The organism is Ruegeria sp. CDSC054 (genome assembly GCF_059610645.1).
The window spans coordinates 403,047-421,527 of the sequence record NZ_JBXWOA010000001.1 but is presented as its reverse complement, the minus strand read 5'-3'; the positions used below and the strand labels follow the sequence as shown (position 1 = coordinate 421,527).

The following is an 18,481-nucleotide window of genomic DNA, read 5'->3' as shown; positions in this document are numbered from 1 at the left end:
AGGCCCACAGATGTTCGGAGACCGCACGATATGACCAAGAAATCAGAAACCCTGGAAATTCCCGTATCTTATGAGCTGAAAACCAAATTGGCAGATCTGAGCGAGCTCCTAAACAACTGATACCTTGACGAGGAACGAAAAAGGCCGCCCATTGAGGCGGCCTTTGGTCAATTTGACGCTAAAAATCAGTCCATCGCTTTGAAGTTGAATTCGCCACCTTCTTTGATGCCCGACGGCCAACGGGCCGTAACGGTTTTCGTGTGGGTGTAGAACTTGAAGCTGTCCGGACCGTGCTGGTTCAGGTCACCAAACATGGATTTCTTCCAGCCGCCAAAGGTGTGGTAGGCCAGCGGAACTGGGATCGGAACGTTGATGCCGACCATGCCGATATTCACACGGCTGGCAAAGTCGCGCGCGGTGTCGCCATCGCGCGTGAAGATTGCAGTGCCGTTGCCGTACTCGTGATCCATCGCCAGTTTCAGCGCTTCTTCATAAGAGCCTGCGCGCACGGTCGACAGAACCGGGCCAAAGATCTCTTGCTTGTAGATGTCCATCTCAGGCGTCACATTATCGAACAGGTGTGGGCCGACAAAGAATCCGTCCTCATAGCCCTGCAAGCTGAAGTCGCGGTTATCAACAACCAGCTTCGCGCCTTGTTCCACACCCGAATTGATCAGACCAAGAATACGCTCTTTGGCAGCGCCGGTTACAACTGGGCCCATGTCGACGTCATCACCGGCGGTGTAAGGTCCGACCTTCAGCTTTTCGACGCGCGGGATCAGTTTTTCGATCAGAGCGTCAGCGGTTTCTTCGCCAACTGGCACAGCAACCGAGATGGCCATGCAGCGTTCGCCCGCCGCGCCAAACCCGGCACCGACCAGAGCGTCGGCAGCCTGATCCAAATCCGCGTCAGGCATGACGATCATGTGGTTCTTGGCGCCGCCGAAACACTGCGCGCGCTTACCGTTCGCGGTTGCGCGGGAATAGATGTATTGCGCGATCGGGGTCGAGCCAACAAAGGACACGCCCTGAATGGTATCGCTGTCCAGCAGAGTGTCCACGGCCTCTTTGTCGCCGTTGACGACCTGGAAGACGCCCTTGGGCAGGCCGGCTTCGACGAACAGTTCAGCCAGCATCAGCGGTACCGAGGGGTCACGCTCAGACGGTTTCAGAACCACGGCGTTGCCGCAGGCCAGTGCAGGACCCACGTGCCACAGCGGCATCATGGCCGGGAAATTGAACGGCATGATCGAAGCAACAACACCCAGCGGCTGACGCATCGAATACATGTCAATGCCCGGACCTGCGCTGTCGGTGAATTCACCTTTCAGCATCTGAGGCGCGGCGATGCAGTATTCGATCACTTCCAGACCGCGCTGCAGATCGCCTTTTGCGTCAGGGATAGTTTTGCCATGCTCGCGGCTCAGCGCTTCGGCCAGCTTGTCCATGTCGCGATTCATCAGGTGAACCATTGCCATCATGACACGTGCGCGTTTCTGCGGGTTGGTTGCCCCCCAGGTCAGCTGCGCGGCGGCTGCGCTTTCGATTGCGGCTGTGGTTTCAGCAGCACTTGCCATCGGGCACTTGTACTGAACCTCTCCAGTGGCAGGGTTAAAGACGTCGTCAAATCGTCCTGAGGTTCCGGCGACATTCTCGCCGTTGATGAAATGGGACAGCTCGGTCATTGCAGATCTCCTCCGATGCATTTGTGCGCACAATAGGCTTGCATAAATTGCTTGAACAGAGGCAATGTCCCAAAGAGGTTTTGCAAAAATGCAAAGGGCAGGGCGTGACACCGAACTGGGATGATATGCGGGTCTTTCTGGCCGTCGCGCGAGAAGAAAGCCTTTCGGCTGCCGGGCGTCAGCTGAAGATCGACCCTGCCACCGTCGGGCGGCGGATTGCTCGGTTAGAAGCCTCATTGGAAGCCCCCCTGTTTACCAAGTCGCAGCAAGGCTACCTTTTGACCGCTGCGGGTGAGCGCCTAATGGAACACGGGCAAAAAGCAGAAGAGGCGATGCGCGCGGCGGCGGGTGCAATGGCGGGAACGTCAAAAACGCTCAGCGGACAAATACGGATTGGCGCGCCAGACGGGTCGGCCAACTATCTTTTGCCGCAGGTCTGCGCGAAAATCAGCGATGCAAACCCCGATCTGGATATTCAGATTCTGGCCCTGCCGCGCGTGATCAACCTGTCCCGGCGCGAGGCTGATATGGCGGTGACCGTCAGTGCACCAACAGCTGGGAGCCTTCTGGTCCAGAAAATCACCGATTACAAACTGCACCTTGTTGCGACGCGCGACTATCTGGCCTCTTACCCGGCAATCCGCACGGTCCAAGACCTGAGTGGCCATCGCATGATTGGCTACATTCCGGATATGATCTTTGACCGCGAGCTGGATTATCTAGTGGATATCGGTGTTGACCGTGTCGCGCTTGCATCGAATTCGGTGTCGGTTCAGCTGCGGCAGGCCACGCTTGGAACGGGGGTTTGTGTTGCGCATGACTTCACCTTGCCGTTTCATCCCAACCTGCAGAAAATCCTGACGGATCAGGTGAGTTTGACCCGGAGTTTTCACCTGGTGCGACATCAGGGCGATCAGCGGAATGAAAGGTTGAACCGGTTTGCGCAGGCCTTGTCTCAGGGTATTCGGGAAGAGGTTGAGCGGCTTGAGGCTCAAGTGTCACCTTGACAGGTTTAAGCATTCCGGCAACGCTTTGGAAAACAGGACATTATTTCGGAGGTTACGCTTATGCTCGTTCAGGCCATTCTGAAATCCAAGGCCACCGGAGGGGTCGAGACAGTCAGCCCGACAATCACTGTGGCTGACGCCTCGAAAATCCTAGCCGAAAAACGGATCGGGACGGTTGTTGTATCAGAAGATGGCGGCGAAACGGCATCTGGCATCCTTTCCGAGCGGGACATCGTAAGGGAGTTGGCCGCAAGCGGCAGTGGTTGCCTGGCGCAGCCAGTCAGCGCCTATATGACCCGTAACCTTGTGACAGCCACTCAGCAGGACACGGTTCAGGATATCATGACGCGCATGACCGAAGGGCGCTTTCGCCACATGCCCGTTGTTGAAGACGGCAAGCTGGTGGGGATCGTGACGCTGGGCGACGTGGTTAAGGCGCAGCTGGCGGAACTGGCTATGGAAAAAGACGCGCTGCAAGGCATGATCATGGGGCATTGACGCCCTTGATCCCCATAGCTGCCTCTTGCACCTGCGGCGAAGTTATGTTTGCTAGCGCAGAAAGTTTATTGCGCAGGAGGCCACGATGAGGGTTGGATTATATCCCGGAACATTCGATCCAATCACCCTGGGTCATATCGATATCATTCGCCGTGCGGCTGCTTTGGTGGACAAGCTCGTCATTGGCGTCGCGATCAACCGCGACAAGGGCCCATTGTTCTCACTTGAGGAACGCGTTGCGATGATCGAGGCGGAATGCGCCCACCTGACTGAGCAAACGGGAACTGAAATCGTTGCGCATCCCTTTGAAAACCTGCTGATCGACTGCGCCCGCGATGTTGGGGCGCAGATCATTGTCCGCGGGCTGCGGGCGGTTGCGGATTTTGAGTATGAATTCCAGATGGTCGGAATGAACCGGGCATTGGACGACTCGATCGAGACGGTCTTCCTGATGGCCGAGGCGCGGCATCAGGCCATTGCCTCCAAGTTGGTTAAGGAAATCGCCCGGTTGGACGGGGACGTGTCGAAATTCGTCACACCCCGCGTCAATGCTGCGCTGCGTGACCGTTTAGGATAGGGCTCCCATCGCCGCGGCGGTGTCCAGCATCCGGTTCGAGAAACCCCATTCGTTGTCATACCACGCCAGCACACGCACCAGTGTGCCGTCGGTCACCTTGGTTTCCGGCAATGAAACGGTCGAACTGTGCGGGTCGTGGTTAAAATCCACCGAGATCAGCGGGCGGTTCTCTGCCGCCAGAACTCCGGGGATTCTGGCTGCGGCTTCGGTAAACAGCGCGTTGACTTCTTCTTCCGTTGTCGGGCGCGAGACTTCGGCGACCAGATCAACCACGGACACGTTCGGGGTTGGGACACGAATTGCCTGACCTGTCAGTTTTCCAGCCAATTGCGGCAAGACGAGGCCAACGGCAGAGGCCGCGCCTGTTGTGGTCGGGATCATCGACAATGCTGCCGCGCGGGACAGGTATGGGTCTTTCCCGGCAGTGTCGTGGACGGGTTGGCTGGCTGTGTAGGCGTGAACCGTGGTCATGTTGCCATGCACAATGCCATGCCCTGCATCCAGTGCTGCGGCAACCGGTGACAAGCAATTGGTCGTGCAAGACGCGTTGGACACCACGTTATCTTCAGCCGTCAGCTCGTGATCGTTGACGCCGAACACAATCGTTTTTACCGCGCCATCGCCGCGGGCTGGGGCCGAGATCAAAACCTTCTTCGATCCGTTCGTGAAATGGCGGGATGCAGCTTCGCGTGTGCGGAATACGCCAGTGCATTCCAGAACGACGTCCACATCGGACCAATCCAGTTTTTCCGGCTCACGCTCGCTGCTCAGGCGGATCGGACCGTTTCCAACGTCCAGGCCTGCCTCGGTCAAAGTGACCGGTTTGCCGTACCGGCCATGGACGCTGTCGAATTCGAACAGATGCGCGTTCATTTCCGGCTTTGCCAGGTCGTTTATCGCAACGATTTCAACATCCGTGCGCCCGGATTCCATGACCGCCCGCAGCACGCCGCGTCCGATCCGTCCAAATCCGTTGATTGCCAGCTTGAGTGTCATGTCCTGCTCCGTCCGATATGCGGCCAATATGAAGTTAGCGCTAACAAAGCCAGATCAAAGAAAAAGTCAAGCAAAACCTCAGTCAACGCCAGAAGGCGAGCCAGTCCAGAAAGAAGTAGAGTTTCTTGCCAAGGAACACGAATTGTTCGGTTCCAAAGAGGGCATAGCTGATAACGAACAAGCCCAGAATGAGCAGGGCAAGCCAGATGGCGATTTGATTTGTCATGCTAGCCCCGGACGAAAACGCCCGCCCAGTTAACCTGAGCGGGCGAAAAGGTTCAAGATTTCAAAGCAACCTTAGTTAAGGCGACCCATGGCAACTGCGACGTCTGCCATGCGGACCGAGAACGCCCATTCGTTGTCGTACCATGCCAGAACGCGAACCATGCGGTCGCCGACCACGCGGGTCTGATCGGGTGCGAAGATCGAGCTTTCTTCGGTGTTGTTGAAATCGGTCGAAACCAGCGGCGCGGGTTCATAGCCCAGAACGCGCTGCATCGAACCCTGCGAGGCCTCGCGTACGATGGCGTTCACTTCTTCTACCGTTACATCACGTGCGGCGCGGAATGTCAGATCAACCGCAGAAACATTCGGGGTCGGAACACGAATGGCCGAACCATCCAGGCGACCTTTCAGGTTGGGCAGAACCTCGCCCAGTGCTTTCGCGGCACCTGTTGAGGTCGGGATCATCGACATCGCGGCAGCACGGGCGCGGTACAAATCGCTGTGACGGCGGTCCAGGGTCGGCTGGTCGCCGGTATAAGCATGGATCGTGGTCATGATGCCGTTCTCGATGCCGATGCCCTCGTCCAGTACCTTGGCAAGCGGAGCAAGGCAGTTCGTGGTGCACGAACCGTTCGAGACCATTTTATCATCGGTCACAAGGCTGTTGTGGTTTACACCATACACGATGGTCTTATCGACGTTCTTGCCGGGGGCTGACAGCAGGACCTTTTGCGCACCGCGATCCAAGTGCGTTTTTGCTTTCAAACCGTCATTGAATTTACCGGTGCATTCCAGAACGACATCGCAGCCATCCCAGTCCAGTTCATTCATGTCATAGGTCGAGAACATCTCCATCGGGCCTCGGCCCAGATCCATGGTTTTGCCGTCGATTGCGACATCGCGAGGGAAACGTCCGTGGACACTGTCATACTTTAGCAGGTGCGCTGTAGTTTCCAGCGGGCCGGTTGCGTTGACCTTGATCACTTCGATGTCGTTGCGGGCGGATGCCGCGATATGCGACAACGTGCAGCGGCCAATGCGGCCAAAACCATTGATACCGACCTTGATGGTCATGTGCTGTCTCCAAATGCGCTTGCTTTGGTCGCCATATAGCGGTCAAAGCGCATTCTCAAAAGACCAAAAGTGACATATTTTTAACGTGTTAGCGCAAACCTATACCGGTTGCGCTAACGCTTGCGCTAGCCGTCGGATCGGGTAGGCTCCGGGTGCGGCAGGTGAAGTGAAAGGAAACACCATGAGCGGTCTGTTGGCCCTGTTGGATGACGTTGCAGGTATTGCAAAGGTTGCGGCCTCGTCCGTGGACGATGTGGTCGCGGCGGCCGGAAAGGCGGGTGCAAAGACCGCTGGTGTGATCATCGACGATGCGGCCGTGACGCCGAAATACGTTCAAGGATTCGCCCCGGCGCGCGAGTTGCCCATCATTTGGCGCATCGCGCGTGGTTCCATATTCAACAAGATTATCCTGCTGCTGCCGGTTGCTTTGCTACTGGCGAATTTTGCTCCGTGGTTGATTACGCCTTTGTTGATGATCGGCGGCTCTTATTTGTGTTTCGAAGGGGCCGAGAAGATATTTCATGTCCTATTCCCTCATGGCAGTCACGTTATCGACGAAGACATGGCCATTCGCGACCCCGGCCATCTGGAAGAGCAAAAGGTCAAAGGCGCGATCAAGACAGATTTTATCCTTTCGGCTGAAATCATGACGATTGCGCTGGCCGCGATTGAGGCCCCAAACCTATGGATGCAGGCCGCGACCTTGGCGGTTGTGGGGATCGGTGTCACCGTGGCGGTCTACGGGTCAGTTGCCCTGATCGTGAAGATGGACGATGTCGGGCTGTACCTCGCGCAAAACGCACCGACACCGATTGGGCGAGGGCTTGGGCGCGGGTTGGTCAAAGCCATGCCGGTTGTCATGAAAATCCTGTCCATAGTCGGCACCGCCGCGATGTTGTGGGTCGGCGGTTCCATCATCATTCACGGGATGGAGGTTCTGGGCTTTGGGTGGCTGGGACACCACATCCACGACTGGGCCTATGCCATTGGTCATTCCGTGTCTGAGCAGTGGACCGGCGTTGTTGAATGGGTATCCAAGGCGACGATGGACGGTGTGTTCGGTCTGGCATGGGGGTTTGTTCTGATCCCGGTGGCGACAAAGGTGGTCGGGCCGATGATCGGGTTGTTTTCAAAGAAGACTGATGCGCATTAAATTGATAATCCTGAAATGAGTGACCTGAGCCATTTACCGGCTTATCGACCGGTTCAGAGTTGGGTCCGCATACAATTGAAGGGGCGCGCAGCCAAACGCAAAACGGCGGCCTTGTCGGCCATGAACCTTGGCGCGGAACAAATGCCGTTTGAACCGCTCAGGCTTTACCAGGTACTGCATTTCCGGATCGACACGGCGGAGACTGCGGCCCGACGCGCCAAGTGGGCAGGGGGGCGATTGTTTAACCTGCTCAGCGGCCAGTCGGCGCAATTCATTCCGCTATATGGAACGCATGTTAGGCAGGTTTTGTCTGCTGCAGGGCTGAACGTGCCCGATGGGATTGTGCCAGCAGAACGGTATGAGTTGCGGTTGGATTATGCGAAACGGGCCTATACGGCGTTGAAGGCCGAGCTAAAGCAGCCAAAATAGGAAAGGGCGGCCAAAGCCGCCCTTTTTGTATCTGGCTGATGAGCCGAGCGTTTATTGACCCAGCAGTTCCTTGACCTTGGCCACTGTCGCCTCGGCGGTGATGCCGAACTGCTTGTACAGTTCACCGGCTGGGGCCGACGCACCGAAGCTGGACATGCCGATGAAACCGGCTTTGGCTTCGCGACCACGTTCACCCAGCAACCAGCGATCCCAGCCACCGGCGCGAACGGCGGCCTCAATACCAACGCGGACGGGTCCACCTGGCAGGACGCGCTTTCGATAGGCTTCATCCTGCTCGGCGAACAGCTCCATCGAGGGCATTGAGACGACGCGGGTGCCAATGCCTTCAGCCTCAAGCATCGCTTTGGCTTCCATCGCCAGCGATACTTCGGACCCGGTGGCGATCAGGATGGCCTGACGTTTGCTGTCCGCGTCGGCCAGAACATACGCGCCCTGTGCGGTCAGGTTCTTGGTCTTGTGTTCTTTACGCACCGTCGGCACGCCCTGACGGGTCAGCGACAGAACCGAAGGGCTGTCCTTGAACGTCAGCGCCAACTCCCAGGCCTCAGCCGTCTCAACCACATCGGCGGGACGGAACACATAAGTGTTCGGCGTCGCGCGCGAGATGGCCAGATGTTCAACAGGCTGGTGGGTCGGGCCGTCTTCGCCCAGACCGATCGAGTCATGGGTCATCACGAAGACCGTCGGCACCTTCATCAAGGCGGCCAAACGCATCGAGGGGCGGGCATAGTCGGTGAACGCCATGAACGTGCCGCCATAGGGGCGGATACCGCCATGCAGCGCCATACCGTTCATCGCGGCGGCCATGCCGTGTTCGCGGATTCCGTAGTGGATATAGCGACCCTTGCGGTTTTCCGGCAGGAACACGCCCATATCCGCAGATTTGGTGTTGTTCGACCCGGTCAGGTCGGCGGAACCGCCAACGGTCTCGGGCATGATCGGGTTCACTACGTTCAGAACCTTTTCCGAAGACGCGCGGGTGGCGAGTTTCGGCTGATCTTCCGACATCTGCTTTTTGAACGCACGGATGGCACCGGCCAGTTTTTTGGGCGCTTCAAACGCATAGGCGCGGTTGAATTCGGCCTGTTTGCGTTCGGAAATCTGCGCGAAACGCTCTTCCCATTCGGCGCGTTCAGCCGCGCCACGGGTACCGATGGCCTCCCAAGCTGATTTGACGTCAGTAGGGACCACAAAGGCGTCATGGGGCCAGCCATAGCCGTCTTTGGCGGCTTTCAGCTGATCCTGATCGGTCAATGCGCCGTGACCTTTGGAAGTGTCCTGTGCGGCGTGACCCAGCGCGATATGGCTTTCGCAGGCGATCATGGATGGTTTGTTCGATGATTTGGCTTGCACAATGGCCGCATCAATCGCGATCGGATCATGACCATCGATTTCAATCACGTTCCAGCCCGAGGCCTTGAAACGGCGCACTTGATCGGTGCGATCGGCAATATCCACAGTGCCGTCGATGGTGATGTTGTTGTTGTCCCAGAAAACAATCAGCTTGCTCAGCTCATGACGGCCAGCCAGAGTGATGGCCTCCTGGCTGACGCCTTCCATCAGGCAGCCGTCACCCGCGATCACGTAAGTATAGTGGTCGACGACTTTTTTGCCGTAATGCGCGCGCTGAATTTCTTCGGCCATGGCAAAACCCACGGCGTTCGAGATACCTTGTCCCAGCGGGCCGGTCGTGGTTTCAATCCCGTCCACCAGGAAGTTTTCCGGGTGGCCTGCAGTTTTCGCACCCAGCTGGCGGAAGTTCTTGATCTCGTCCAGCGTCACGTCCGCATGACCGGTGAGATACAGCAGAGAATAGACCAGCATCGAACCGTGACCTGCAGACAGGATGAACCGGTCACGATCGGGCCAGTTCGGGGCCGAGGCGTCGAATTTCAGATGCTTTTCAAACAGCACGGTCGCAACGTCGGCCATGCCCATCGGCATACCGGAATGGCCGGAATTGGCGGCAGCGACGGCGTCAAGGGTCAGGGTGCGGATAGCCGCAGCCTTGTTCCAGTGTTCAGGATTGGCATTGCGCAGCGCAGTCAGGTCCACGGGCGTTGTTCCTTTGGATTACAGGCAGATGAGGCGCTCAATACCATCCACCCCCCAAAGTGCAAGTGGAACCGGGGGGTGCGTCGCGTTCGTGGTTCAAGAATGCTGTCCAAGTGATTGAAAGCAAACAGTGGGTATTTTCCGTTTCATTCGGTTAGACTAGGCCAATACCCGGCCCGTATTGATTCGGATGGGCCGCGAAAAAGTGAACCTTGGTAAAGAGGTGGCAGGGGCATGAGCCAGATCGAAGAATTACAGCGCCGTATCGTTGCCGCGATGGAGAGGATTGGAACCGGTGTCGACGCATTGCGTGACACGGTGCCCGCAAGTGGCGGTGATGACACCGCTTTGCACACGGCATTGGAAGACGAGCGCGTCGCCAATGCGCAGTTGGAAGAGCGTCTGAAATCCCTCAAGGAACGGCACGAGAAGGAAGTCGACGCGATGCGCGCCGACATGGATGCGCTAAAAGCAACGCCAGCCGAAGATCCTGAAAACGGCGCGTTGCGTCAGCAGCTGTCAGAGGCCACCGCCAAATTGGCGGCGGTCGAAGCGGCCAGGGCCGAGTTGGCAGAGGCTAAAGCTGCATTGGAAAACCAGGACGAACTGGTTGTTCTCAAGACAGAAAACGATGAACTTAAAGCGGTTGTGAGCAAAACGCAGTCGCTTGAAGATGAGAATAAAAAGTTGCGGTCCGAATTGGCCGACAGCGAGCGTGTTGCGGAGTTAAGCGCAGAGCTTGAGATGTTGCGTGCGGAACGTGCCAGCCACGGCGCGGCCATGTCGCGTTTGGATGATGATCTTCAACGTATGCGCAAGGCGAACGAACAACTGCGCAACTCGGTGGATGAGTTGCGGGCGGCCAGCAAGGACGGCTTGGCCGATGCCGAGCTGTTGAACCGCGCGACCGTAGCCGAGCTTGAGGCGACAAAGGCTGCGCAGGCGACAGACGCTGCCGAAGCTCAGGCGGTACTGGCCCGACTGGAACCGTTGCTGTCGAAGGCAAAGCTGGCTGAGGGAGAGGTAGAGTAATGCCCGAATTGACCATTCATATCGGTGGCCGCGGTTTTGATGTTTCTTGCCAGGACGGTGAAGAGCCATTCCTGCAGTCCGCCGCGAAAATGCTGGATGACGAAGCGCAGGTTTTGTCTGATCAGATTGGTCGGATGCCCGAAGCGCGCATGCTGTTGATGGCCGGGCTGATGCTGGCCGACAAGACCGCCGCTACAGATGACAAGCTCAAACGGGCAGAGGCTAAGCTGGCCGAAGTTGAAGCCGAATTGCAAAGCCTGCGCAACCGACCTGAGCCCGAGCCTGAAAGAATTGAAGTGGCCGTCGTCCCGCCTTCGGTCACGGACACACTGGCCGAACTGGCCGCACGCGCCGAAGCCCTGGCCTCGGTGGTTGAGGAGAAAACGGCAAAATGAATGTGTTGAAAACGGTAGCGTTGGCCGGTCTGATTGGTCTACCGGGGGGCTTGGCCTGGGCGGACATAGATATCCTACCGGTTACCTTCACCTGCCAGAATGGCGTTGAGTTGCAGGTTGCGTATTTCAATGCGGCTGATGGGTCTGGTGCGGCGGCGATGATGGTGGACAACCAGTTGGTTGCCCTGCAGCAAGTGCCCAGTGGATCAGGTATTCGCTATGAATCCGTGGGAGAGACCGGGTCGTACATCCTGCGATCAAAAGGGTGGGATGCAACCGTCAGCTTTCTGGCGACCGGAGGGGCCGCCAGTGAGCAGGTTGTTCTGGAGAATTGCAGCAGTCGCTGATCAGGCGTTTGCTTCGCGAATTTTGTCAGCAGCTTCCTTGTTGAATTCGACACCGTTTTCGTCAAACAAAGTGTCCAATTCGCCCGACAGGGTCATCTCGGTGATGATGTCGCAACCGCCGACGAATTCACCTTTGACGTACAGCTGTGGCACGGTCGGCCAGTCAGAATAGTCCTTGATGCCCTGACGAACCTCTTCGTCGGCCAGAACATTAACATCGGCATATTCGACGCCCATGTAGTTCAGAACGCCGACCACGCGGGACGAGAACCCACATTGGGGCATCTCTTTGGTGCCTTTCATGTAGAGCACCACATCGTTGGCTTTGACGGTTTCGTCGATCTGAGTCTTAACGTCGGTCATCTTGCTTGTCCTTTTCACCCGCGTCGGGGGCGGTCGTTTCATCCTTTGACGGGTCCGGGACCCATCCTTCTTCCTCTAGTCGCCGATGCTCGGCCTGTGCCAGGGCCAGCGGATCCAGCCCGTATCTTTCAATGCCGCCGACCTTGCTGATCTTGTCCGGGTCCGGGCGCATGTCGGCCAGCTTACGCTTTCTGTTGCGCTTCACATAGGCTTCGATCAGAGCGGCGGCAACAATCAACGTTGCGATTACTGATATCCAGAACAGCCAGCTACTCATTTTTTGCCATCCAGCTTTGGCGAAGATTGTAGTCGCGGCGCCTCATTATCCTGGTAACACGCCAATATCTGGGTCCGTATTTCAGTAGCTTTGGCAGATCACAAAACAAGATCGCTACGAAGTTGGCAATATCAAAGACCAGAAAGGTCAGCCTTAGCAGAATCCATCCAATCGGCTCATTCACTATTCAGGCACTTTTGTGGTCAACGCCAGCGCATGCAACTCTCCGTCCGCGCCGTCCATCTTGCCCTTCAGGGCCGCATAGACTGCGCGTTGCTGCTGCACCCGGTTTTTCCCCCGAAAGCTCTCGTCCACGACCATTGCGGACATATGCACGCCATCATTGCCGCCAACCTGAATTTCCGCATCCGGAAAGGTTTGGCGCAGTAGGGCTTCGATTTCGTGGGCGCTCATCGGCATGTAGGTTTCTCCTGAAGGTCTTTCTCAAGATGTAGAGCGCCCAGACGGGGCGTGCAAGGGGAGGATAGAGGCCTTGAAACGACAAAACCTGCGCCGGGACAGGCGCAGGTTTCATGTTGCAAAGATTGCTTTGGTATTAGGCGACGGCTTCAGCAAAGCTGGTGCGGAACGTGGTAGCCAAATCCTCTAACGCGGCCTCAGAGTTGCCAACCCTAATGCTGTCGCCAGTGAACCGTCCTACGGACACCAGAGGGACGCCTGCCTGACCAGCAGCGATCATCAGTGCTTCGGCCTGATCAAAGTTGCACGCAACCAGATAACGGGCCTGATCCTCGCCGAACAGGAACTCGGTCGAGGCTTCATCGAGGTGAACGCCGACGCCTGCGGATTCCGCCAGCTCAAAGGCTGCTAGCGCCAGGCCACCGTCACCCAGATCGGTGCAGGCCTTGATCATCTCGCGGTTGGCCCGGATGAACTCGCCGTTGCGTTTTTCGGCATCCAGATCAACATGCGGCGCGTCGCCGTCTTCGCGGTTGAACACTTCGGCCAGCAGGGCGGATTGGCCAAGATGGCCGTTTGTCTCGCCGATGACTAGCGCGACATGGCCCTCGCGAACCTCGTTGCCGATGATCTCGTCCGTGTGGTTCAGCAAACCTACTGCGCCAATGGTCGGGGTCGGCAGGATCGCCTGGCCATCGGTTTCGTTGTACAGTGAGACGTTGCCCGACACGATCGGCATATCCAGCGCGGCTACGGCTTCGCCGATGCCCTGGATCGCGCCGACGAACTGGCCCATGATCTCGGGCTTTTCGGGGTTGCCGAAGTTCAGGTTATCGGTGGTCGCCAATGGGTTGGCTCCAACGGCGGTCAGGTTGCGGTAGGCCTCGGCCACAGCCTGCTTGCCGCCCTCAACAGGGTTGGCGCGGACATAGCGTGGGGTTACGTCGCTGGTGAAGGCAAGTGCCTTGTCAGTGCCGTGCACGCGGACCATGCCTGCGCCCAGACCTGGGGTTCGGGCGGTGTCGGCCATGACCATGGTGTCGTACTGCTCATAAACCCACTGCTTGCCTGCATAGTTTGGAGAAGCGAGCAAGGCGCGCAGACCGTCGATCGGGTCGATTTGCGGGACTTCAGCCAGTTCTTCGGCTTCCGGCGTAGCCTCCCACGGGCGGTCGTATTCCGGCGCCGTCGAGGACAGCTTGGACAGGACCAGATCGGCTTTGACTTCGCCGTTGTGAAGGATCAGGAAGCGGTCTTCGGCGATGGTTTCGCCGACGATGGCGAAGTCCAGGTCCCATTTTTCGAACACGGCGCGGGCTTCGGCTTCAAGCTCGGGCTTGAGGACCATCAGCATGCGTTCCTGAGATTCAGACAGCATCATCTCATAGGCTGTCATATCCTCTTCGCGCTGGGGAACGTTTTCCAGATCCAGACGCACACCCAGACCGCCCTTGTCGCCCATCTCAACGGCAGAACAGGTCAGACCAGCCGCCCCCATATCCTGGATCGAGATCACGGCACCCGTCTGCATCAGCTCCAGCGTCGCCTCCATCAGGCGCTTTTCAGTGAACGGGTCGCCAACTTGAACAGTGGGGCGCTTTTCTTCGATGGTGTCATCGAACTCGGCCGAGGCCATGGTTGCACCGCCAACGCCATCGCGGCCAGTTTTTGCACCCAGATAGACGACGGGCATACCAACGCCGGAGGCTGCCGAGTAGAAAATCTTGTCGCTGTCGGCCAATCCGGCGGCAAAGGCGTTTACAAGACAGTTGCCGTTATACGCTGGGTGGAAACGAACTTCACCGCCAACACATGGTACTCCGAAACAGTTGCCGTAGCCGCCGATGCCTTCGACCACACCATTGACCAGTTGGCGGGTTTTGTGGTGGCCGGGCTCACCAAAGGATAGCGCGTTCATGGATGCGATAGGCCGCGCGCCCATGGTAAAGACGTCACGCAAGATGCCGCCAACGCCTGTGGCCGCGCCCTGATAGGGTTCGATGTATGAAGGGTGGTTGTGGCTTTCCATCTTGAACACCACTGCCTGCCCGTCGCCAATATCGACCACACCTGCGTTTTCGCCCGGTCCGCAGATCACCTGAGGCCCGGAGGTGGGCAAGGTGCGCAGCCATTTCTTGGACGATTTGTAGGAACAATGTTCGTTCCACATGGCCGAAAAGATGCCGAGTTCGGTAAATGTCGGCTCGCGCCCGATGATTTCGAGGATCATATCGTATTCGTCGGGCTTCAGCCCGTGTGCGGCAATCAGATCCGGGGTGATGGCGGGCTCTTGCATCGTTTGTCCTTGTCCAGGTTGGCCGGGATTGCCGGCCTTTTAGGGCAAGGTGCCGTCTGTGGAAAGGGTCAAGTCAGCGCAGGCCAATTGTGAAAGTAAAAAACGGAACCGGCGATTGGGCCGGTTCCGTCTGTTGTTTTGAAAATGAGGGTGTCAGTCAGTGTCCAATCAGCGACTGAACCGATGCCGCTAGGCCGGGTTTTGCGCCTTGGACGCATCTGCAGCCGCAGCGCCAACGGCTGCCTTTTGCTCCTCGGTCAGATTTTCGGCATCATCCAGCCCCGGAATAGCGACGCGAACTTCGCGACGGGCAAAGTCGATGCCGTTTTCCTTGAAGGCGGCTTTGACCCGATTGAAGATCTCTTTGCGCAAGGTGAACTGCTTGCCCGGTTTTGCCATGAACTTACCGCGGATGATCATGCCTACATCGTCAAAGTCGAACACACCCTGAGATTTGAAGGGCTGCAGGAAGCCGTCCTTGTGAACCTCATCCTCCATCATCTCGGCGCCGATCTTCTTGAAGATTTTCTTCACCTTGTTCGGATCGGTATCGAAGGGCACGGTGAACTTCAGCTTCATGATGACCCAGTCGCGGCTGAAGTTGGTGATCTTCTGAATCTCACCATATGGGATGGTGTGAACCAGACCGCGGTGGTGGCGCAATTGCATGGAGCGGATCGAGATCTTTTCGACCGTTCCCATGGTGCCGCCGATATCGACATATTCACCTACCCGGAACGCATCGTCGATCAGGAAAAAGATCCCGCCGACAATGTCAGAGACCAGTTTCTGCGCACCAAAGCCGATAGCCAGGCCTAGAATACCAGCACCAGCCAGCAGCGGTGTGATATCCAGACCCAGCGCGCCAAGCGCCAGCAGGACAAATATCACCGCAATCGCGACCTGAGCTGTCACGCGCAGCAGGGGCAGAACCGTCGCCAGACGTGATCCACCAGAACCGCCGCCTTCGCCCGCTTCTTGATCGGCACTTTGTTCAACCGCAGTTTGCTCTTTCGCAAGGCGACGGTTGATCCAAAGCGAAACGACCTCGTTCAGGATGTAGCCAACAGCAATGATGATGAAGAACTGGATGACCTTGCTACCGGATTCATCCCCACCACCCGCGATTTCACTGAGGTCGAGATCCCATGCCCTGGCGATCATCAGGATGACAAGAATGCCGGCCAAAACCCGACCAATCCGGATATAACTGCGTTTAGTAGACTTGTATGCGCGCTCGGCCACCGGGCCTTCGCCAAGCATAGGCGGTTGCAGATGGCGAACCAACCCACGTATCAGCGTATCCAAGGCAGGTGCGATCAGCAGCCAAGCCATGGTGGTGAAATGCGCCCCCTTGACCAGCAGCGCCAAAGACGAGGGATTGCGTTGCGCTACGATAAACTCGACCAGCAGCCAGATTACCGCCGACACGCCGATTGCGAAGTAGGGGTAGTAGTGGGCGACTTCCTCATCAAATTTGGAATGATCAGGGTCGGTACCCAACATCATCTGAGACAGGCCTTCGCGCGCGGTCCAGGCGATGACGCCGATATAGATATGGATCGCTGCGTTCAGCCAGAAACCAATGCGTGTTTCGCCGCTGGTAATGCCGTTCAGCCTGTTGAAATGAAGCAGGAACAGCGTGAAACCGACCAAAATAAGCAGACCGATCAGGTTGCGGTGTAGGTATTTCGCCCAGTGATCATCGATATTCACCAGCCGGTAGTGAGGTTTGCTGGGTGCAAGTACGAACCGCGAGGCTGCTGCGCCCAAGCGCGGAATCCAGATCAGGTAAAAAACGAAAGGTGCCGCGTAGGTGATTTGTTCCGGAGTCAGAAGCCCACGCCCGACCGCGCGGATGACGACATAGAACACGACCAATCCTGCGATCTCGCGGCAAAAACGGCGAAACAGGTACCTGACGGCGCCCCAAAGGTCATTTTCGTCCCCGACTTCAGCATGTTCGTGCCACCGCCGAGTAAGGAATTCGAACAGCTTTTCCGCGAGGAAGCCGACGACAAGTACGCTGAGGATCAGGCCCAACAGGGTAAACGCGCCGGTAGTGCCAAAGGTTGCCGAAAAGTTTTTGAAAGCGTCGGCTTGCGCACTGAAGATGTTCGGGACCGTGACGATAACCTGAGTCCACGACGCCACCATTTCGGCCCAGATCTCATTGATTTCCGTGATTGGGTCTTCGCGCTCTTCCGCTTCGGCGGCGTTTTTTTCCGCAACTGCGTCCAGACGCTCCAGCAAGATCGCGCGGACCTGGTCGTCGGACATACGTGCGACCATGTCATCGACTTGTTCGGGCGTCAGATCCTCGGGAATTGTGACGGTAGTCGGTGCACTAGGGGTACTAGTGACCTGGGCAAGTGCTGGCCCAGATAATAGCGCAATGGAGAAGAACGCCATTAACAGGCGAGTGAGGTGAAACATCGAATCTGTCCTCGACCATAAGTCTTGATGATTTTTTCGTGATCATAGGCTTAAGTGCAGGATTTTCCCAGATGTTTCACCCATTTCAGATAAGAATTTAGTGTTGCGGGCAAAAAAAAGGCCGAGCACTAAGCTCGGCCGTAGTCCAACAGGGAGGTGAAGATGATGAGCGTTACAGCATCACCGCCTTCGATTGCTCATTTAGGGGGCGGTTTGTGTACTATCAAGGTTTTATAGACTGATCGCAGATCATTGCCGCTATGCTACTGGTGCATAGCTACAGTTTTCCCATCTGCTTCAACTGCTTGCGCTGCGCAATGATTTCATCCTGAACAAAGTCGCGGAACGCCGCGACGCGTTTAGAATGGCGCAGTTCCTCGGGATAGGCGAGATAAACCGGGACATCGGCGGTTTCGATATCCGACAGGATCGACTGCAGATGCGGAAAGTCATGGGTCACGTAATCCGGCAACACACCGATGCCGAGGTTGTGCAAAACACCCTGCAAAACACCGAAATAGTTGTTCACCGTCAACAGCGAGGTCGGATTGTAGGTCATCAGGTGCCGAACCATCATCGCGCTTGCGCCGACCTGAGGGGCCGAGGGTGTCTGGCAGATCAACCTGTGTTTCGAGATGTCTTCGGGACTTTCCGGGCTGCCGCGTTCTTCCAGGTATTCCGGCGTAGCATAAAGCTGCATTTGCACGGTCATCAGGCGTTTTCGAACCAGATCGGCTTGGCTGGGTTCTTTCATGCGGATGGCGACATCGGCCTCGCGCATCGGCAGGTCCAAGACACGCTCCTCCAGCATCAGGTCGATGTTCAGATCGGGGTATTGCTCGTATAGTTTCGGAAGGCGTGGTGCTAGCCAGAGTGTGCCAAAGCCAAACGTAGTGGTAACGCGCAGAACTCCGAACACTTCTTCTTCGCTGTCGCGAATGCGGGCGGCGGCCGCATCCAGACGTTTTGACATGGCCGATGTCGCGTCGAACAGCAGCTCTCCCTGTTCGGTTAGAATCAGGCCGCGGGCGTGGCGGTGAAAAAGCGTCGAATCAAGCGACTCTTCAAGCGCGCGGATCTGCCGACTGACCGCGGATTGGGACAGATTCAGCTTGTCCCCCGCATGTGTCAGGCTGCCGGCATCTGCAACCGCGTGAAATATCCTTAACTTGTCCCAATCCATCACCGCAACTTT

At 57.1% G+C, this 18,481-nt stretch carries 19 protein-coding genes; 8 read left to right on the top strand and 11 right to left on the bottom strand.

The annotated features are described in order from the left end of the window. Positions 1–185: 185 nt before the first annotated feature. Positions 186–1,685 (bottom strand): CoA-acylating methylmalonate-semialdehyde dehydrogenase, encoded by a 1,500-nt coding sequence (locus AC2FGC_RS02100; protein WP_496781343.1) that lies wholly within the window; start codon positions 1,683–1,685, stop codon positions 186–188. 104 nt (positions 1,686–1,789) lie between these two features. On the opposite strand from AC2FGC_RS02100, the gene AC2FGC_RS02095 reads away from it, so the two are divergent. The 3 genes from AC2FGC_RS02095 to coaD all read left to right on the top strand — a co-directional run bounded on the left by AC2FGC_RS02095 (position 1,790) and on the right by coaD (position 3,767). After that, positions 1,790–2,692, top strand: coding sequence for a LysR family transcriptional regulator (locus AC2FGC_RS02095; protein ID WP_496765141.1), 903 nt, complete (start codon positions 1,790–1,792; stop codon positions 2,690–2,692). A 60-nt stretch (positions 2,693–2,752) separates the two neighbouring features. Continuing rightward, the gene (locus tag AC2FGC_RS02090) at positions 2,753–3,190 is read left to right on the top strand and encodes a CBS domain-containing protein (RefSeq protein WP_058271514.1); all 438 of its coding nucleotides are present in this window, start codon (positions 2,753–2,755) and stop codon (positions 3,188–3,190) included. 85 nt (positions 3,191–3,275) lie between these two features. Then, the gene (coaD, locus tag AC2FGC_RS02085; protein ID WP_170412872.1) at positions 3,276–3,767 is read left to right on the top strand and encodes a pantetheine-phosphate adenylyltransferase; all 492 of its coding nucleotides are present in this window, start codon (positions 3,276–3,278) and stop codon (positions 3,765–3,767) included. On the opposite strand, the gene gap (AC2FGC_RS02080) is transcribed toward coaD, so the two are convergent. From gap (AC2FGC_RS02080) to gap (AC2FGC_RS02070), 3 genes are all read right to left on the bottom strand, one after another. Beyond that, on the bottom strand, positions 3,759–4,763 hold the full coding sequence (gene gap / locus AC2FGC_RS02080; RefSeq protein ID WP_496722657.1) for a type I glyceraldehyde-3-phosphate dehydrogenase: 1,005 nt from the start codon (positions 4,761–4,763) through the stop codon (positions 3,759–3,761). The genes coaD and gap (AC2FGC_RS02080) overlap by 9 nt on opposite strands. Before the next feature lie 82 nt (positions 4,764–4,845). After that, positions 4,846–4,989: a hypothetical protein gene (locus tag AC2FGC_RS02075; RefSeq protein ID WP_282151119.1), complete on the bottom strand. Its 144-nt coding sequence runs from the start codon at positions 4,987–4,989 to the stop codon at positions 4,846–4,848. A 71-nt stretch (positions 4,990–5,060) separates the two neighbouring features. Further along, complete coding sequence (gene gap, locus AC2FGC_RS02070) at positions 5,061–6,062, bottom strand: type I glyceraldehyde-3-phosphate dehydrogenase (protein ID WP_496722660.1); 1,002 nt, start codon at positions 6,060–6,062, stop codon at positions 5,061–5,063. 181 nt (positions 6,063–6,243) lie between these two features. Here gap (AC2FGC_RS02070) and AC2FGC_RS02065 point away from each other — a divergent pair, with 181 nt between their 5' ends. Beyond that, on the top strand, positions 6,244–7,215 hold the full coding sequence (locus tag AC2FGC_RS02065; RefSeq protein WP_282151121.1) for a DUF808 domain-containing protein: 972 nt from the start codon (positions 6,244–6,246) through the stop codon (positions 7,213–7,215). A gap of 15 nt (positions 7,216–7,230) precedes the next feature. After that, positions 7,231–7,644 (top strand): hypothetical protein, encoded by a 414-nt coding sequence (locus tag AC2FGC_RS02060; RefSeq protein WP_282151122.1) that lies wholly within the window; start codon positions 7,231–7,233, stop codon positions 7,642–7,644. 51 nt (positions 7,645–7,695) lie between these two features. On the opposite strand, the gene tkt is transcribed toward AC2FGC_RS02060, so the two are convergent. Continuing rightward, the gene (tkt, locus tag AC2FGC_RS02055; protein ID WP_496722664.1) at positions 7,696–9,720 is read right to left on the bottom strand and encodes a transketolase; all 2,025 of its coding nucleotides are present in this window, start codon (positions 9,718–9,720) and stop codon (positions 7,696–7,698) included. Between the two features lie 234 nt (positions 9,721–9,954). On the opposite strand from tkt, the gene AC2FGC_RS02050 reads away from it, so the two are divergent. From AC2FGC_RS02050 to AC2FGC_RS02040, 3 genes are read left to right on the top strand one after another with little or no spacing between them, the layout of a single operon-like run. Further along, a complete protein-coding gene (locus AC2FGC_RS02050; protein WP_496781342.1) occupies positions 9,955–10,752 on the top strand; it encodes a hypothetical protein in 798 nt (265 codons plus the stop codon). Then, complete coding sequence (locus AC2FGC_RS02045; RefSeq protein WP_282151125.1) at positions 10,752–11,147, top strand: cell division protein ZapA; 396 nt, start codon at positions 10,752–10,754, stop codon at positions 11,145–11,147. The genes AC2FGC_RS02050 and AC2FGC_RS02045 overlap by 1 nt, the downstream gene beginning before the upstream one ends. Then, on the top strand, positions 11,144–11,494 hold the full coding sequence (locus AC2FGC_RS02040; protein ID WP_496781341.1) for an MliC family protein: 351 nt from the start codon (positions 11,144–11,146) through the stop codon (positions 11,492–11,494). Before AC2FGC_RS02045 ends, AC2FGC_RS02040 begins: the two co-directional genes overlap by 4 nt. Here the strand turns inward: AC2FGC_RS02040 and grxD are convergent, their stop codons facing one another. The 6 genes from grxD to AC2FGC_RS02010 all read right to left on the bottom strand — a co-directional run bounded on the left by grxD (position 11,495) and on the right by AC2FGC_RS02010 (position 18,469). Then, positions 11,495–11,857, bottom strand: coding sequence for a Grx4 family monothiol glutaredoxin (gene grxD, locus AC2FGC_RS02035; RefSeq protein ID WP_496781340.1), 363 nt, complete (start codon positions 11,855–11,857; stop codon positions 11,495–11,497). It abuts the gene before it with no gap. Beyond that, positions 11,844–12,134: a hypothetical protein gene (locus AC2FGC_RS02030; protein ID WP_058271526.1), complete on the bottom strand. Its 291-nt coding sequence runs from the start codon at positions 12,132–12,134 to the stop codon at positions 11,844–11,846. Before AC2FGC_RS02030 ends, grxD begins: the two co-directional genes overlap by 14 nt. A 183-nt stretch (positions 12,135–12,317) precedes the next feature. Further along, positions 12,318–12,554 carry a BolA family protein gene (locus tag AC2FGC_RS02025; RefSeq protein ID WP_496781339.1) on the bottom strand — a complete coding sequence of 79 codons (237 nt, stop codon included), beginning with the start codon at positions 12,552–12,554 and terminating at the stop codon, positions 12,318–12,320. A gap of 136 nt (positions 12,555–12,690) precedes the next feature. Beyond that, positions 12,691–14,850 (bottom strand): phosphoribosylformylglycinamidine synthase subunit PurL, encoded by a 2,160-nt coding sequence (gene purL, locus AC2FGC_RS02020; RefSeq protein ID WP_496781338.1) that lies wholly within the window; start codon positions 14,848–14,850, stop codon positions 12,691–12,693. A 189-nt stretch (positions 14,851–15,039) separates the two neighbouring features. Further along, a complete protein-coding gene (locus tag AC2FGC_RS02015; protein WP_496781337.1) occupies positions 15,040–17,286 on the bottom strand; it encodes a mechanosensitive ion channel family protein in 2,247 nt (748 codons plus the stop codon). A 277-nt stretch (positions 17,287–17,563) separates the two neighbouring features. Beyond that, positions 17,564–18,469, bottom strand: coding sequence for a LysR family transcriptional regulator (locus AC2FGC_RS02010; protein ID WP_058271530.1), 906 nt, complete (start codon positions 18,467–18,469; stop codon positions 17,564–17,566). Positions 18,470–18,481 lie beyond the last annotated feature (12 nt).